We start from the raw sequence: 17,878 nt of genomic DNA, 5'->3' as shown, positions 1-17,878 counted from the left end.
TACGGGGGGTTTGGTGTTGTGGTGTGTTGTTTCAGATATTGTATAGTGGACGCGTATTCATGCTTTGTTTTGTTCTTATGGTTAATTATGGTCAAGTTATCGGCTTATTAGTACCGGTCAGCTACACACATTACTGTGCTTCCACGTCCGGCCTATCAACCCAGTAGTCTGCTGGGAGCCTCTCCACCCAAAGGGTGTTGGAAACCTCATCTTGAAGCGTGCTTCCCGCTTAGATGCTTTCAGCGGTTATCACTTCCGAACGTAGCCAATCAGCCGTGCCCTTGGCAGGACAACTGACACACCAGAGGTTCGTCCATCCCGGTCCTCTCGTACTAGGGACAGGTCTTCTCAAGTTTCCTCCGCGCGCAGCGGATAGGGACCGAACTGTCTCACGACGTTCTAAACCCAGCTCGCGTACCGCTTTAATGGGCGAACAGCCCAACCCTTGGGACCAACTCCAGCCCCAGGATGCGACGAGCCGACATCGAGGTGCCAAACCATGCCGTCGATATGAGCTCTTGGGCAAGATCAGCCTGTTATCCCCGGGGTACCTTTTATCCGTTGAGCGACGGCGCTTCCACAAGCCACCGTCGGGTCACTAGTCCCGACTTTCGTCCCTGCTCGACATGTCTGTCTCACAGTCAAGCTCCCTTGTGCACTTACACTCAAAACCTGATTGCCAACCAAGCTGAGGGAACCTTTGGGCGCCTCCGTTACCTTTTAGGAGGCAACCGCCCCAGTTAAACTACCCACCAGGCACTGTCCCTGAACCAGATCATGGTCCGAAGTTAGGAGCCCAAAACGACCAGAGTGGTATTTCAACAATGACTCCCGCCCCCGCTGGCGCGAGGGGATCAACGTCTCCCACCTATCCTACACAAGCCGTTCCGAACACCAATACCAAGCTATAGTGAAGGTCCCGGGGTCTTTCCGTCCTGCTGCGCGTAACGAGCATCTTTACTCGTAATGCAATTTCGCCGAGTTCGTGGTCGAGACAGTGGAGAAGTCGTTACGCCATTCGTGCAGGTCGGAACTTACCCGACAAGGAATTTCGCTACCTTAGGATGGTTATAGTTACCACCGCCGTTTACTGGCGCTTAAGATCTCAGCTTCACACCCGAAGGTGTTAACCGGTCCCCTTAACGTTCCAGCACCGGGCAGGCGTCAGTCCGTATACATCGAATTGCTTCTTCGCACGGACCTGTGTTTTTAGTAAACAGTCGCTTCTCCCTGCTCTCTGCGGCCCCCACCCCTAACCCGTAAAGGGTTTCAAGGTGGAAGGCCCCCCTTCTCCCGAAGTTACGGGGGCATTTTGCCGAATTCCTTAACCACGATTCACTCGATCGCCTTAGTATTCTCTACTTGACTACCTGAGTCGGTTTAGGGTACGGGCGGCTCAGACCTCGCTAGAAGCTTTTCTCGACAGCATAGGATCACCCTACTTCCCACATATGTGGTCACCATCAAGCCTGACCCAAAGACACCACGGATTTACCTATGGCATCGGGCTGCACTCTTGGACGTGGACAACCATCGCCACGCGGAGGCTACCTTCCTGCGTCACTCCATCGCTTACCTACTACAAGATCGGGTCCCACGCACCCCCACGCCCCGTCCCTCGAAAGGAACTAAGACACGGGTTAGGGTGGTTAGCATCACCTGGTTCAATATGAGCGGTCTTTCGCCGGTTCCGGAATATCAACCGGATATCCATCGACTACGCCTGTCGGCCTCGCCTTAGGTCCCGACTTACCCAGGGCAGATTAGCTTGACCCTGGAACCCTTAGTCAATCGGCGCACGGGTTTCTCACCCGTGATTCGCTACTCATGCCTGCATTCTCACTCGTGTAGCATCCACAACTAGCTCACGCTGCTGCTTCACCCGCTACACGACGCTCCCCTACCCAACCGCACCCCTGAACCACGAAGGCTAGGGTAAAATGCGGAAGCCACAGCTTCGGTGGTGTGCTTGAGCCCCGCTACATTGTCGGCGCGGAATCACTTGACCAGTGAGCTATTACGCACTCTTTCAAGGGTGGCTGCTTCTAAGCCAACCTCCTGGTTGTCACAGCAACTCCACATCCTTTTCCACTTAGCACACGCTTAGGGACCTTAGCTGATGATCTGGGCTGTTTCCCTCTCGACTACGAAGCTTATCCCCCGCAGTCTCACTGCCACGCTCTCACTTACCGGCATTCGGAGTTTGGCTGACGTCAGTAACCTGGTGAGGCCCATCAGCCATCCAGTAGCTCTACCTCCGGTAAGAAACACGTGACGCTGCACCTAAATGCATTTCGGGGAGAACCAGCTATCACGGAGTTTGATTGGCCTTTCACCCCTACCCACAGCTCATCCCCTCAGTTTTCAACCTAAGTGGGTTCGGTCCTCCACGCCGTCTTACCGGCGCTTCAACCTGGCCATGGGTAGATCACTCCGCTTCGGGTCTAGACCCGGCGACTCAAACGCCCTATTCGGACTCGCTTTCGCTACGGCTACCCCACACGGGTTAACCTCGCCACCGAGCACTAACTCGCAGGCTCATTCTTCAAAAGGCACGCCATCACCCACCACAAGGGCCGGCTCTGACGGATTGTAAGCACATGGTTTCAGGTACTATTTCACTCCCCTCCCGGGGTACTTTTCACCTTTCCCTCACGGTACTAGTCCGCTATCGGTCACCAGGGAATATTTAGGCTTAGCAGGTGGTCCTGCCAGATTCACACGGGATTCCACGAGCCCCGTACTACTTGGGAACACACAAACGAAGTCACACACATTTCGGTTACGGGGGTAACACCCTCTACGCCGCGCCCTTCAAAACGCTTCACCTATGCGCACGATTTATCACTCCGCGCCGGCATGTCAGTACCAGCAATGCACGTCCCACAACACCCACTCCGCAACCCCTGACAGGTATCACACGAAACAGGTTTAGCCTCATCCGCTTTCGCTCGCCACTACTCACAGAATCACTGTTGTTTTCTCTTCCTGTGGGTACTGAGATGTTTCACTTCCCCACGTTCCCTCTACACGCCCTATATATTCAGGCGCGAGTAACACCCCATGACGGGTGCTGGGTTTCCCCATTCGGAAATCCTCGAATCACAGTCCGGTTATCGACTCCTCGAGGCTTATCGCAGATTCCTACGTCCTTCATCGGTTCCTGGTGCCAAGGCATCCACCATGTGCTCTTAAAAACTTGAACACAAAAAACAAAGATGCTCGCGTCCACTATACAATTCTCAAACAACACACACCCCACACACACAACCCACAAACCATGAGCCACACATGCGAAACGCACAACAAAGAAAACACCACACCAACCCCCACACCCCCCACAAAACACAAGGGAAGCGCAAAGAATTGGTCCGCATGTTCTCTCAGGACCCAACAACGTGTCGACACCCAACCAGCGAACACCACCACACGCTTTCCAACCCAACCCCACAACAGCAGGACCAGGCGTACTCACCCACAGCAGCACCCACAACCAGGCACCATGATTGATGATCTATCCACGCCCGCGCTCACACCCGACAACCGGACATGACCACACGAGCAAAAACAACAAACCCCACACCCACCCCCACAACGGAGGCGAACATGAGGAGTGCTCCTTAGAAAGGAGGTGATCCAGCCGCACCTTCCGGTACGGCTACCTTGTTACGACTTAGTCCCAATCGCCAGTCCCACCTTCGACCACTCCCTCCAGAAAACTGGTTAGGCCATGAGCTTCGGGTGTTACCAACTTTCGTGACTTGACGGGCGGTGTGTACAAGGCCCGGGAACGTATTCACCGCAGCGTTGCTGATCTGCGATTACTAGCGACTCCAACTTCATGGGGTCGAGTTGCAGACCCCAATCCGAACTGAGACCAGCTTTAAGGGATTCGCTCCACCTCACGGTCTCGCATCCCTCTGTACCGGCCATTGTAGCATGCGTGAAGCCCAAGACATAAGGGGCATGATGATTTGACGTCATCCCCACCTTCCTCCGAGTTGACCCCGGCAGTCTCCCATGAGTCCCCACCATTACGTGCTGGCAACATGGAACGAGGGTTGCGCTCGTTGCGGGACTTAACCCAACATCTCACGACACGAGCTGACGACAACCATGCACCACCTGTGCACCAGCCCAAAAGGAAACCACATCTCTGCGATCGTCCGGTGCATGTCAAGCCTTGGTAAGGTTCTTCGCGTTGCATCGAATTAATCCGCATGCTCCGCCGCTTGTGCGGGCCCCCGTCAATTCCTTTGAGTTTTAGCCTTGCGGCCGTACTCCCCAGGCGGGGCGCTTAATGCGTTAGCTGCGGCACGGAACTCATAGACTGAATCCCACACCTAGCGCCCAACGTTTACGGCATGGACTACCAGGGTATCTAATCCTGTTCGCTCCCCATGCTTTCGCTTCTCAGCGTCAGTAATGGCCCAGAGACCTGCCTTCGCCATCGGTGTTCTTCCTGATATCTGCGCATTTCACCGCTACACCAGGAATTCCAGTCTCCCCTACCATACTCTAGTCTGCCCGTACCCACTGCAGACCCGGAGTTAAGCCCCGGGCTTTCACAGCAGACGCGACAAACCGCCTACAAGCTCTTTACGCCCAATAATTCCGGACAACGCTCGCACCCTACGTATTACCGCGGCTGCTGGCACGTAGTTAGCCGGTGCTTCTTCTCCACCTACCGTCACCCCGAAGGGCTTCGTCAATGGCGAAAGGAGTTTACAACCCGAAGGCCTTCATCCCCCACGCGGCGTCGCTGCATCAGGCTTTCGCCCATTGTGCAATATTCCCCACTGCTGCCTCCCGTAGGAGTCTGGGCCGTGTCTCAGTCCCAGTGTGGCCGGTCACCCTCTCAGGCCGGCTACCCGTCATCGCCTTGGTAGGCCACTACCCCACCAACAAGCTGATAGGCCGCGAGTCCACCCTTGACCAAAAAATCTTTCCACCACGCACCATGCGGCACGCAGACATATCCAGTATTAGACCCAGTTTCCCAGGCTTATCCCAGAGTCAAGGACAGGTTACTCACGTGTTACTCACCCGTTCGCCACTAATCCGCGATACAAGTACCGCATCATCGTTCGACTTGCATGTGTTAAGCACGCCGCCAGCGTTCGTCCTGAGCCAGGATCAAACTCTCCAAAAAAGAAAATCAAAAACCCGGCCGAATCAACGGAAACAAAAAAAGTTTCACAATGATCAACCAAACAAACATTTGGCATCAATCACTCGACACGCTGTTGAGTTCTCAAAAAACATGCACCCACGCGCACCTGAATCTGCAAGATTCTGTGGTTGTGAGCAACTCGCCCAACTTACCCGAAGTGCGACACCCTCGTCAAACTGGTGAGGATCTTCGCTCTTGGTGTTGGGCCCACTGATGTGCTGGAGTCCCAGCCATCCAATGGAGTGTCATCCGTGGACCGGCCAGCCTGGCGGCTGTCCGTGCCTCCTTGCGGCGACAAAGAGAACACTACGGCACCGATCGCGACCACACCAAATCGGGGTCGCTACCCCCGACGGGCCGCGACCTGATGCTTCCGGCCCCGCTTGATGAGCGCCACGCGCCCATGGAGGAAGTCGCCCTCCTCGAGGGCGTAGTCGGGGTCGGCGAGCTTGGCATTGTTGAGGGATATTCCGCCGTCAGACAGCAAGCGACGGGCCGCGTTTCGGCTGTCTGCGACGCCCGTCTTGATGAGGACGTCAACGATCGTGTCCCCCGCGTCAGCCGGTCCTCCTGGCAGCTCTGCAGTCGCGTCCAGCAGCGTCCGCTCGTCGAGCACGCCGACGTCACCCTTGCCGAACAATGCAGCTGACGCCGCCTCCACGGCGGCCGTCGCCTCAGCACCGTGGACCAGGGTCGTGACGTCAGTGGCTAGGCGACGCTGTGCGGCTCGTCGGAACGGCTCATCAGCCACCTGGTGTTCGTACTCGCCGATGTCCGCGGCACTCAGGTCGGTGAAGACCTTCATGCGGTCGATGACGACGGCATCCTCGGTGTTGAGCCAGTATTGGTAGAAGGCGTACGGGCTCATCAGGTCCCCGTTGAGCCAGAGCGCGTTGCCTTCGGACTTTCCGAGTTTGCGGCCTTCAGCGTCGGTGATGAGAGGTGTGGTCTGCGCGTGAACACGCGCTCCTTCGGCACTGTGGACGAGATCAACTCCGCTCAGCAGGTTGCCCCACTGATCGCTCCCACCTACCTGAAGCGTGCAGTCGTACGTCCGGTAGAGATGGAGGTAATCCAGACCCTGCAGCAACTGGTAACTGAACTCGGTGTAGCTGATCCCCTGATCGGACTCCAGGCGCCGCGCGACGATGTCGCGCTTGATCATCGAGTTGACCCGGAAGTGCTTACCCACGTCGCGGAGGAAGTCGAGCGCACTCATCGGCGCCGTCCAGTCCAGGTTATTCACCATGACGGCGGGGTTGTCCCCCTCCAGATCCAAGAACGGCCGTACTTGTTCTTGGATTGAGGCCACCCACTCAGCGGTCTGCTCCTTGGTGTGCAGCACCCGCTCTGAAGTGGGCCGAGGGTCGCCGATTTGCCCGGTCGAGCCGCCCACCAGACAAATCACCCGGTGGCCGGCCCGTTGCAGGTGCCGAAGGACGATGAGCTGGACCAGATGTCCGATGTGCAGAGATGCCGCAGTGGGGTCGAACCCGCAATAGACGGTGACCTGTCCGCCGTCTATTGCTTCCCGCAAGGCGGCCTCATCGGTGGACTGCGCCACCAGGCCACGCCATTGCAGTTCGTCGAAGACCTTGCTCACTGTCGGTCGTCCCTTCCGTCCGTGTTGCCTGCCCACGCGCGCAGGCTCTCGGCCCGCGCACGTACATCAGCCAACTGCTCTCGTACCCGATCTGGTGCAGTGCCGCCCTTGGCCGAGCGGGAGGCGAGCGAGCCCGGCACGCTCAAGACCTCGCGCACCCCAGGGGTGAGGCTATCGCTGATGGCCGCGAGGTCGGCGTCACTCAGATCCCACAGTTCGATGTTCCGTTCTTCGCAGGCCTGGACGCACGCGCCCGCCAGCTCGTGCGCGATCCGGAAGGGCACACCTTCGCGTACGAGCCACTCGGCGATGTCGGTGGCCAACGAGAAGCCCTGAGGGGCAAGCGATTCAAGACGCTCAGCATGGAAAGTCAGAGTCTCGAGCATGCCAGCGAAAGCAGGGAGCAGCAGTTCGAGGGTGTCGACGGCGTCGAATACCGGTTCTTTGTCCTCCTGAAGATCCCTGTTGTAGGCCAGCGGAAGCGCCTTTAGCGTCGTCATCAGACCCGCCAGGTCCCCTACGAGACGTCCCGCCTTCCCACGCGCAAGTTCAGCCACATCGGGGTTCTTCTTCTGCGGCATGATGCTCGAACCGGTCGAGTACGAGTCATGCAACGTCACGAAGGAGAACTCCTTGGTGGCCCAGAGCACGACCTCTTCGGCGATGCGGGAGATGTTCACTGCCGCCATTGCCGACACGAAGGAGAACTCGGCGACGAAGTCGCGGGACGCCGTTCCGTCGATCGAGTTGTCGACCGAGCGCGAGAACCCCAACTCGGCTGCGACTGCTTCGGGGTCCAACCCCAGCGACGATCCAGCGAGAGCGCCTGAACCATAAGGCGATTCGTCCGTACGGCGGTCCCAGTCGCGCACGCGGTCGACATCACGAAGGAGCGCCCACGCGTGGGCGAGGAGATGGTGCGACAACAGAACCGGCTGCGCGTGCTGCAGATGGGTACGCCCCGGCATCGCCACACCAAGGTGCGTGTCAGCCTGGCCCGTCAGGGCATCGACGACGTCCAGAAGCAGGCCAGCGACCACGCGGCCGTGCTCGCGCAGATACATCCGGAACAGCGTGGCCACCTGGTCGTTCCGTGAACGCCCAGCCCGCAAGCGGCCACCGACCTCCTGCCCCGCGCGTTCAATCAGGCCCCGCTCCAGAGCCGTGTGCACGTCCTCATCAGAGGCAGCAGGCACAAAGGCCCCCGAATGCACATCGGCCTCAAGCCGGTCAAGGCCGGCGAGCATGGCGGCCAACGTCTCGTCATCTAGAAGTCCAGCCGCGGCGAGCACTCGGGCGTGCGCCCGGGAGCCAGCGATGTCCTGTGGTGCAAGGCGCCAATCGAAGTGGGTGGACTTCGACAATGCGGCGAGGGCGCCTGCCGGGCCGCCGGAGAACCGCCCTCCCCAAAGCGCCGTGGGCTGATCGGTGGGTGGGGTGGTCACGCTTCTCCTTCGGATAGGGCGAGCAACAGGGTTGCCACATCATCGGCCGTGTGCCCGGCACGCGGAATGATCACGATGGTGTCGTCACCGGCAACAGTGCCAAGCACCGGGGTCAGGGCTGTGTGATCGATTGCCGACGCGAGAAAGTTCGCTGCTCCCGGCGGGGTGTGGACGACAACGACCTGACCGTTGCTTTCGGCGTCGACCAACAGTTCGGTCAGCACCCGGCGCAGCCGGCTGTCGGAGTTCGTCAATCCGTCGGCGCCAGAACGCATTTCACGCTCCGGCCCGTCTGAAGGAACTGCGTAGATCAGGCGCCTGCCATGGCGGACCTTCTCAGCTCCGATTTCGCCAAGATCACGCGAGAGAGTTGCCTGTGTGACCTCAACGCCCTCGTTGGCTAGCCGATTCAACAACTCGACTTGGGAGTGCACCGACTCCCGCTGGATGATGTCCGCGATCAGTTGGTGCCGAGCCACCCGAGTCTGCGCAATCACGTCGCATCCTTGTGCCACTCCAGCAACTGAGCGAGCAACGCCTTCTGGACATGGAGACGGTTCTCTGCCTCGTCCCACACCGCAGACTGTGGGCCATCCAGCACCTCCGCGCTAATCTCATAGCCCCGGTATGCGGGCAGGCAATGGAGCACAGTGGCCGCTGGAGCCGCATGGCTCACCAGCTCCTGGTCGAGGCTGAACTTGGTGAATGGCGACCCCTCGCCCTTGCGTTGTTGGGTCTCATGCTCCGCGCCCATCGACACCCAGGTGTCCGTGATGACCACATCGGCACCCATCACAGCAGCGACGGGGTCGTCCGTCACCATCACCGATCCGCCTGTCTGCGTGGCGATCTCGTGGGCTCGATCAAGAACCTCAGCAGGAGGCTGGTGCGAGGGCGGGCCCGCCACGCGGACGTGCATACCCGCAGTTGTGCCGCCAAGCAGGTAAGAGGCTGCCATGTTGTTGGCGGCATCTCCGACATAAGCCATGGTCAGTCCCCCGAGCTCCCCCTGGTGCTCGCGGATCGTCAGCAGGTCGGCGAGGATCTGACACGGGTGGAAGTCATCGCTGAGGGCGTTGACGACCGGCACGCCGACGTGGGCCGCCATCTCCTCAAGTCGCTTCTGGTCGTATGTGCGCCACACCAACGCCGCGACTTGGCGACCCACGACCCGAGCGACGTCTGGGATGGACTCCCGCGTCCCGATCTGGGCAAGACCACCGTCGACAGCCATCGGGAAGCCTCCGAGCTGGGCGATGCCCACCGAGAAGGACAACTGGGTCCGCAACGTGGGCTTGTCAAAGATCATGGCGACCGCGCGCGGCCCCTCCAACGGACGTTGGCTAAAAGGCTGCGCTTTCAGCGCCATCGCGCGATCAAGGACGGCGCTCTGCTCGCTCGGCGTGAGGTCATCATCGCGCAGAAAGTGGCGCATTATGGAGCTCCGCATGAGGTGAGGGCTGGGCCGAACGCCGCGACAAAGCTGTCGATTTCGGTGTCGGAGATGATCAGCGGCGGAGCCAGGCGCAGTGCGTCTGGTGCCACCGGGTTCACCAAGAACCCCTGCTCGCGTAAGACCCCCGCCGCGGCAGCAGCGATCGGCTCACGCAAGGTGATAGCGCGTAACAGGCCAACGCCGCGGACTCCCGTCACGAGCGGATGGTTAAGCGCCAGGACGCTGTCGCTCAAGTGCGTGCCGCGCGCGATGGCCGACTCGCGAAGATTCTCAGCATCGATGGTCTCCAGCACGGCCAGCGCGGCCGCCGCCGCAAGCGGGTTGCCACCGAACGTGGTGCCGTGCTGGGTTGCGGTCAGCAGATCTGAGGTCTCCTGCCCGAAGGTCACCAACGCACCAATCGGCACTCCCCCGCCCAGGCCCTTAGCGACCGTGATGGCGTCAGGCACGATCCCGGAGGCCTGAAAGCCAAACCAGTGGCCCGTACGCCCGATGCCTGTTTGGATTTCGTCGATGATCAGCAGCGCACCATGCTGCTGAGTGAGCGCACGCGCTGCCTGCAGATACTCAACGGCGGGTTCGATGACACCGGCCTCGCCCTGCACTGGCTCCAGGAAAACGGCGGCCGTGCGTTCCGACACCGCCGAGGTCAACGCGTCGATGTCGCCGTACGGGACATGGCCGACGCCAGGAAGCAATGGCTCGAAAGGCTCCCGGTATGCCTGCTTGTGGGTCAGCGCCAGCGCTCCGGTGGTGCGTCCATGGAAGGCGCCCTCGGCGGCGATGATCTCGGTCCGGCCCGTACGCCGCGACAGCTTGATCGCCGCCTCGATGGCCTCCGCGCCGGAGTTGGCAAGGAAGACCTTCGAGGCCTTGGGTGCGTCCGCGATCTCGATCAGTCGCTCCGCGAGCCGGATCTGACCCGGGCTGGTGAACAGGTTGGAGACGTGCAGCGCCTCACTCACCTGCTTGCTCACCGCCGCGACCAAGGCCGGATGGCCGTGCCCGAGGGCGTTGACAGCGATCCCACCGATCAGGTCGAGATAGCGCCGCCCATCGATGTCGTGCACCACACACCCCTCCCCATGGGACAGCACGAGCGGTGGAGTTCCAAACACTCCGAGCACGCTCTGGGCATAACGCTCGAGCCACTGCTCCGACTGCGGGGTTGCCTCAGGCGTGGTCATGAGCTGTCCTTTGTTGCCTCGTCGGGAAGGATCATGGTTCCGATCCCTTCGTTCGTGAAGACTTCGAGCAGGAGCGAGTGCGCGACTCGGCCATCGATGACGTGGGCCTGCGGAACTCCGCCTTGAACAGCGCGGATGCACGCGCCGAGCTTTGGCACCATTCCGGCATCGACCGTCTTGACCAGGTCAGCCGCCTCGGCCAGGCTCATCTGGGCCATCAGACTGTCGCGGTCTGGCCACCTGGCATAAACGCCCTCGACGTCAGTAAGCACGATCAGCTTCGCGGCGTCCAGCGCCAGGGCCAACTCGCCTGCCGCGGTATCGGCATTGACGTTGAGGACCGCCCCGTCGTGGTCCAAGTCGGGGGCCACGGACGAGATCACGGGGATGCGTCCGGCATCCAAGAGGTCCCGCACTGATTCGGGATTAACCGACTCCACGTCACCCACTAGGCCGAGGTCGATGGCGGAGCCGTCCGCTGCAGTCTGCCGACGACGGGCACCGAACAAGGCCGCGTCCTCCCCCGACATTCCCACCGCAAGCGGCCCGTGCTGATTGATCAGCCCGACGAGTTCGCGAGAGACCTGGCCGGTCAGGACCATCCGCACGACGTCCATGGCCTCAGGCGTCGTCACGCGGAGGCCGCCACGAAACTCGCTCTCGATCCCGAGGCGGTCGAGCATCTGCTGAATCTGCGGCCCGCCGCCGTGCACCACGACGACCCGAAGGCCCGCGTAATGCAGGAAGGCAATATCCGCCGCAAAGGCCTCCTTCAGGTGCTCGTCCGTCATGGCGTTGCCGCCGTACTTCACCACGACGAGTACATCGCGGAAGCGCTCCAACCAAGGCAGGACTTCCACCAAGGTTTGCGCCTTCAGGGCTGCGGCCGCAAAGGATTCGGTGTCGCGCGTCGTCATCGATTCACGCCTTCTCAGGTGCTGTATGCGGAGTTCTCATGGACATAGTCGTGGGTGAGGTCGTTGGTCCAGACCGTCGCCGACTCTTCACCGGCGTGCAGGTCGACCACGACGTGCACCTCGCGTGGCGTGAGGTCGACCAGCGCGCGGTCCTCTCCCACACCACACCCTCGACACACCTGTACGCCGTTGACCTCTACGTCGAGTAGGGCCGGATCGAACTCCGCCGCCGTCGTCCCGACTGCGGCCACCACGCGGCCCCAGTTCGGGTCATTGCCAAAGATCGCGCACTTGAAGAGGTTGTTGCGCGCAATCGCCCGAGCCACCAGAAGCGCGTCCGATTCCGTTGCAGCGCTGCGGATTTCGATCGCAATGTCGTGATTGGCGCCCTCGGCGTCGGCAATCAGTTGCCGGGCAAGATCAGCGCAACAGGCCGTGACAGCGGCAGCGAGCTCTTCGCGAGAAGGTCGGATGCCGGAGGCTCCCGATGCAAGCAACAGCACCGTGTCGTTGGTGGACTGACAACCGTCGGAGTCGATGCGATCAAAGCTCACTGCAGTCGCCTCGCTGAGCACCGTGCTGAGATCGCCGGGCTCCACTTCGGCGTCAGTTGTCACGACAACAAGCATCGTCGCCAGGGCTGGGGCGAGCATCCCGGCTCCTTTGGCCATTCCTCCTACGGTGAATCCCGCTCCATCAACCCGCGCTTCTTTAGCCACCGTGTCGGTCGTCATGATCGCCGTGGCGGCATCACGCCCACCGGATGTCGCGAGTTGAGCCGCTGCCAAGTCGACTCCCGCGAGAAGCCGTTCCATCGGCAACCTCTCGCCAATCAGACCGGTCGAGCACACGGCAACATCGGCCGATGAGATCGCGAGCGTCTCGGCCACGACCTCCGCCGTGCGATGTGTATCGAGGAACCCCGGTGCACCCGTGCAGGCATTGGCGCCTCCAGAGTTGAGAATCACCGCATCGAGGCGGCCATCGCGGACGGTCTCCCTCGACCAGGTGACGGGCGCCGCTTCGACCCTATTACTGGTGAACACCGCGGCCGCAGATCGTTGCGGCCCGTCGTTGACCACAAGTGCGACATCTGGCCGACCACTGGGCTTGAGCCCTGCAGTCACTCCGGCGGCCCGAAAGCCTTGGGCAGCAGTCACACTCATGTCAGGATCCCTCTAGGTGCAGTGGCGTCATAGTGATGGTGGAAGTGGTCACGGCGCGATCCCGGCCTGAGGTAGGCCGCGTCCTTCGGGGAGACCTAGCGCAAGATTCATGCTTTGGACCGCCGCCCCAGCGGTGCCCTTAGTCAAGTTATCCACGGCAGCCACCACGACGACACGACCCGCATGCTCGTCGACGATCACCTGGACCTGCACCATGTTCGAACCCAGCACAGCGCCCGTATGAGGCCATACCCCCTCGGGCAGCAAAGTGACGAATGCCTCTGTGCCGTAAGCCTTTTCGTAGGCAGCACGAACTCGTTGTGGGTCAACGCCGTTGGCCAACTTGGCAGTGCAGGTAGCCAGGATTCCGCGCGGCATGGGAGCCAGCGTCGGGGTAAAGGACACCGTCACTGGTGATCCGGCCGCCACGGTGAGGTTTTGCTCAATCTCCGGACTGTGGCGGTGCCCGCCACCCACGCCATACGGGCTCATCGCCCCCATCACCTGACTGCCCAGCAGGTGCGGCTTCAGAGCCTTGCCCGCACCGGACGTCCCACTCGCAGCGACCACGACCACGTCGTCGGTCTGGACCAGCCCACCTTCGAAGGCGGGAGCCAAAGCCAACGAGACCGCAGTCGGGTAGCACCCAGGTACCGCGATCCGCTGCGATCCGACCAGTTCGGAGCGCTGTTTCGTTCCATCAGCGCGCACGAGTTCAGGCAGGCCGTATGGCCACGAACCGGCGTACTCGGTGTCATAGAACGCCGCCCACGCATCCGCGTCACGCAACCGGAAGTCGGCGCCACAATCGATGACCACCGTGTCAGTCGGCAGCGCAGACGCCAGTGCGGCGGAAGCGCCGTGGGGCAACGCCAGAATCACCACCTGATGGCCCTCAAACGCCTCGGCGCGCGTCGCCACTAACTCCCGGTCAGCCAGGGGCGCAAGCGCCGGAGCGTGTGCACCGAGCAGGGTTCCCGCATTCGACGACGCCGTGAGCGACCCGATCTCGACATCAGGATGGCCCAGCAGGAGGCGTAGTGCCTCGCCGCCTGCGTACCCACTGGCACCGGCAACACCGACAGTAATCATGTGGATAAGCATACATAGTCATGCATGCCTATGCGTAGCGGCTCGGTCAACCTCATCAGGCCCGTTGCACCGCGCCATGGTCTCGCGCTGCAGCAGCAACGGCCGCGTCGCGCAGCGCGTTGACGTCTTCGGTTTTGAGCGTCCTATCGGGCGCCCGGAACACTAGCCGGAAGGCCAGGGACCGTCTCCCCTCGCCCAACTGGTCACCTACGTACGTGTCGAACAGGGTCACGCTCTCCAAGAGATCGCCTGCACCTGACCGCAGGCTCCGCTCCAGCGCCAGGGCGCTCACCGTCTCGTCGGCGACCAAGGCAACGTCACTGGTCGCCGTCGGGTGATGGCCAAGCGTCACAGCCTCGACGACAGCCTCGCTGGCTTCGACGAGCACGGCAAGATCAAGCTCGCCAGCGACCGTACGATCCGGCAACTTGAAGCGCTGGACGACCTTGGGGTGGAGCTCACCCACTGCACCGATTCGCGTTCCGTCCGACAGCGAGAGCACCGCACAGCGCCCTGGGTGGAACGGTGCCTCGTCGCCCGCCGCCACATCGATGTCGAGGTGTAGCGCCTCCGCGATCGCACGACCCGCGGCGAGAGCGTCACTCCAATCGGCGTCCCGTCCGGTTCCCCACCAGCCTGATCGCTCGACTTGGCCGCAGAGCGCGAAACTGAGGTGGCGTGGTTGGTCGGGAACGGCGTCGATGATTTCCTGCACCGCTGCCGCCCCGGGATAGCAGCCGACGTCGTAAGTAGTCGCCTTTGAATGCGCACCGGTGGAGATCTGCCCAAGCTCGAAGAGTGCTAGGTCTCCCGCCCCGCGAGTGACATTGCGACGAACCACCTGGAGCAGGGTCGCCAAGAGCGAGGTCCGAAGCAGCGGCTCTTCCTCCGAGAGCGGGTTCGTCAGCCGGAGCGCCGAACGCCGCGGATCATCATCCGAGTAGCCGAGCGAGTCGAACACCGCAGGCGAGACGAAGGGCGGGCTCAGGACCTCCGAAAAGCCCTGGCCAGCCAGGAGATTGGCCACCAATCGGCGCACTTGCTGCTCGTGGGTCAATCCGCGACCACCCGGCGGGGTGGGCAGGACTGAGGGGATCTTGTCGTATCCGTCAATGCGCGCGACTTCCTCGACCAGGTCCGGTCCGGTGGTCACGTCCGGACGCCAGGTCGGCGGCGTCACGATGAGGCGTCCGGCGTTTTCGTCGACAGCGCAGCCGATCTCACGCAGAATCTCGACCACACGTGCGGTCGGGTAGGCGACGCCAACAAGGCGTGTCGGCAACTCGGGATCCAACTCGATGCTCGCTGGCGACACGGGCTTGCCAACATCAGTCACGCCAGTGTCGTGGGAGCCTCCGCCGAACTCGACGAGAAGCTCTGCAGCGAGTTGCGCCGCCGCAGGGGCGATCAGCGGATCGACGCCCCGCTCAAATCGACGGGAGGCCTCGCTCGACAGACGGTGACGGCGGCTACTGCGTGCGATGGATTTGGAGGCAAAGTGCGCCGACTCGATCAAGACGTCGGTCGTGCGTGCGCTGACCTCGCTGCTTTCACCGCCCATGACACCAGCAATCGCGAGCGCACGCTCTCCCCCGTCAGTGATGAGCAAGTCCTCGGGCGATAGCGCCCGGTCAACGTCGTCGAGGGTGGTCAAGCGCTCACCGGAGCGAGCACGGCGGACCACAATGGGACCGGTCACCGTGGCCAGGTCGAACGCATGGAGCGGTTGGCCGAGCGCCAGCATGACGAAGTTCGTGATGTCGACCGCGAGCGAGATGGGTCGCATGCCTGCCTCGGTGAGCCAGGTCTGCATCCACCGCGGGGACGGCGCCGCCGGGTCGATACCGCGGACGATACGGGCGACGTAACGGTCACACCCAGGAAGTCCGCCGATAGGCGCCTCGTCGCGGAGCTCGACCGGAAAACCATCGTCATTTGCTGTGGGCGCACGCTCCCCCGGACCCTGCGCTGGGTCAGTGAACGCCGCGCCAGTCGCGTGGGCGTACTCACGGGCAATCCCGCGCAGGCTGAAGCAGTAGCCACGGTCGGGGGTGATGTTGACCTCGATCGTCTCGCGGTCCAGTCCGAGCAGAGGAATGGCGTCCTGCCCTGGGACAAGGGTTTCGACAAGCTCAACCGGCGAGGAGGGCTCAACCGGCGAGGAGGGCTCAACCGGCGAGGAGGGCTCAACCGGCGAGGAGGGCTCAACCGGCGAGGAGGGCTCAACCGGCGACGAGGGCTCAACCGGCGAGGAGGGCTCAACCGGCGACAGGACGATGATGCCGTCGTCGCGGGTGCCGGGCAGGCCTAACTCGTCGGCCGAGCAGATCATGCCAGCGCTCACGTGCCCATAGGTCTTGCGGGCCGCTATAGCGAAGCCCCCGGGCAGTTCGGCTCCGGGAAGCACGACGACCACCAGGTCACCGACGCCGAAGTTATGGGCGCCACACACGATGCCTTGGGGCTCGCCGGTTCCGTTGGCATCACCGACATCGACGGTGCACCAATTGATGGTCTTGCCGTTCTTCTGCGGCTCCGGCTCTAGGGTCAACACCTTGCCGACGACGAGCGGTCCGGTGACTCCGCCACCGGTGATGCCTTCTTCCTCGAGGCCCACTCGGACCAGGTCAGCCGCGACCTGGGAACCGGTTGCGTCCTCGGCCAGGGCGACGTACTCGCCCAACCAGTCGATGGGGACGAGCATCAGACCTCCAGTCCGAACTGTGCGTTGAAGCGGACATCGCCCTCGAACATGTCACGCATGTCGGACACGCCCGTGCGGAACATCAACGCGCGGTCGATTCCCATGCCGAAGGCGTAGCCGGTGTAGCGGTCGGGGTCGATACCGCAGGCGGAGAGCACGCTGCGATTCACCATGCCGCAGCCACCCCATTCGATCCAGCCCGTTCCAGAGCAGGTCCGGCACTCCGGATTGGTGCCGTCACAGACGAAGCAGCGCAGATCCATCTCCGCGCTGGGCTCAGTGAACGGGAAGTACGAGGGACGCAGCCGCGTCGTGATGCCTGCGCCGAACAACTCAGACGCGAGCCGGTCCAGCGTGCCACGAAGGTGGGCCATCGTCAGGCCCTCATCCACGGCGAGGCCCTCGATCTGGTGGAAGGCCGGCATGTGCGTCGCGTCGAGCTCGTCGGTGCGGAACACCTTGCCTGGGCACCCGACATAAAGGGGTACGCCGCGCTCCAGCAGCGCACGCGCCTGCACCGGAGACGTGTGCGTGCGCAAGACCAGCCCGTCCTCGGGCGGATCGATATAGAAGGTGTCTTGCATCTGGCGGGCCGGATGATCGGCGTCGAAGTTCAGCGCATCGAAGTTGAACCACTCGGCCTCAACCTCTGGCCCGTCGGCGATTTCCCAACCCATCCCGACGAACACATCCGCGATGCGCTGCGCCATCAACTCGACCGGGTGCCGACGACCGAGCGGGCGACGCGCCGGGACCATCGTCACGTCGACGGCTTCCTCCCGCAGAATGCGTGCGTCCCGCTGTGCCTCTAGCTCCGTCTGACGTTGCTTCATGGCCTGACCAACTCGGCCACGCGCTTGACCGACACGCTTCCCTGCTTCGGCCTTGGCCGTGGGTGGGAGCGCTCCGATCTCACGGTTCGCGAGCGCCAAGGGGCTTTTGTCGCCCTGGTGCTGGGGGCGGATTGCCTTCAACTCTTCCAACGAGCCAGCACCGGAAATCGCCGCAAGAGCGTCGGTCACCGCCTGTTCGATGGTGTCCGGATCAAGGGCATTGACCTCGACCGGGTCGTACTGCGTGTTGGGGCCCGACATCGCTCTCATTTCACCACTAGGCGGCACAGGCCTGACGAATG

General features: G+C 62.0%; 10 protein-coding genes and 2 rRNA genes. All 12 read right to left on the bottom strand.

From position 1 onward, the window contains the following. Positions 1–87 precede the first annotated feature (87 nt). The 12 genes from F562_RS0101850 to pheS all read right to left on the bottom strand — a co-directional run bounded on the left by F562_RS0101850 (position 88) and on the right by pheS (position 17,837). A 23S ribosomal RNA gene (locus F562_RS0101850) occupies positions 88–3,205 on the bottom strand. 419 nt (positions 3,206–3,624) lie between these two features. After that, positions 3,625–5,152 (bottom strand): 16S ribosomal RNA (locus F562_RS0101845). Together the 16S and 23S rRNA genes form the textbook arrangement of a ribosomal RNA operon. 364 nt (positions 5,153–5,516) lie before the next feature. Continuing rightward, positions 5,517–6,776, bottom strand: a complete 1,260-nt coding sequence (tyrS, locus tag F562_RS0101840) for a tyrosine--tRNA ligase (RefSeq protein ID WP_018155215.1) — start codon at positions 6,774–6,776, stop codon at positions 5,517–5,519. Then, positions 6,773–8,221, bottom strand: a complete 1,449-nt coding sequence (gene argH / locus F562_RS0101835; RefSeq protein ID WP_018155214.1) for an argininosuccinate lyase — start codon at positions 8,219–8,221, stop codon at positions 6,773–6,775. The genes tyrS and argH overlap by 4 nt, the downstream gene beginning before the upstream one ends. Continuing rightward, complete coding sequence (gene argR, locus F562_RS0101830) at positions 8,218–8,718, bottom strand: arginine repressor (protein WP_018155213.1); 501 nt, start codon at positions 8,716–8,718, stop codon at positions 8,218–8,220. The genes argH and argR overlap by 4 nt, the downstream gene beginning before the upstream one ends. Beyond that, positions 8,715–9,656, bottom strand: a complete 942-nt coding sequence (gene argF, locus F562_RS0101825; protein ID WP_018155212.1) for an ornithine carbamoyltransferase — start codon at positions 9,654–9,656, stop codon at positions 8,715–8,717. The genes argR and argF overlap by 4 nt, the downstream gene beginning before the upstream one ends. After that, positions 9,656–10,864, bottom strand: a complete 1,209-nt coding sequence (locus tag F562_RS0101820; protein WP_018155211.1) for an acetylornithine transaminase — start codon at positions 10,862–10,864, stop codon at positions 9,656–9,658. The genes argF and F562_RS0101820 overlap by 1 nt, the downstream gene beginning before the upstream one ends. Beyond that, a complete protein-coding gene (argB, locus tag F562_RS0101815; protein WP_018155210.1) occupies positions 10,861–11,781 on the bottom strand; it encodes an acetylglutamate kinase in 921 nt (306 codons plus the stop codon). The genes F562_RS0101820 and argB overlap by 4 nt, the downstream gene beginning before the upstream one ends. A gap of 14 nt (positions 11,782–11,795) precedes the next feature. After that, entirely contained in the window at positions 11,796–12,947 is a 1,152-nt protein-coding gene (gene argJ / locus F562_RS0101810) for a bifunctional glutamate N-acetyltransferase/amino-acid acetyltransferase ArgJ (protein WP_018155209.1), read from the bottom strand. 48 nt (positions 12,948–12,995) lie between these two features. Beyond that, complete coding sequence (argC, locus tag F562_RS0101805; protein ID WP_026180923.1) at positions 12,996–14,039, bottom strand: N-acetyl-gamma-glutamyl-phosphate reductase; 1,044 nt, start codon at positions 14,037–14,039, stop codon at positions 12,996–12,998. A gap of 55 nt (positions 14,040–14,094) precedes the next feature. Further along, positions 14,095–16,743, bottom strand: coding sequence for a phenylalanine--tRNA ligase subunit beta (gene pheT, locus F562_RS0101800; protein WP_018155207.1), 2,649 nt, complete (start codon positions 16,741–16,743; stop codon positions 14,095–14,097). Then, on the bottom strand, positions 16,743–17,837 hold the full coding sequence (gene pheS, locus F562_RS0101795; protein WP_018155206.1) for a phenylalanine--tRNA ligase subunit alpha: 1,095 nt from the start codon (positions 17,835–17,837) through the stop codon (positions 16,743–16,745). Before pheS ends, pheT begins: the two co-directional genes overlap by 1 nt. Positions 17,838–17,878: the final 41 nt, after the last annotated feature.

It is taken from the genome of Demetria terragena DSM 11295 (genome assembly GCF_000376825.1).
Lineage (GTDB): Bacteria > Actinomycetota > Actinomycetes > Actinomycetales > Dermatophilaceae > Demetria > Demetria terragena.
This window is presented reverse-complemented; position numbering and strand designations above follow the sequence as displayed.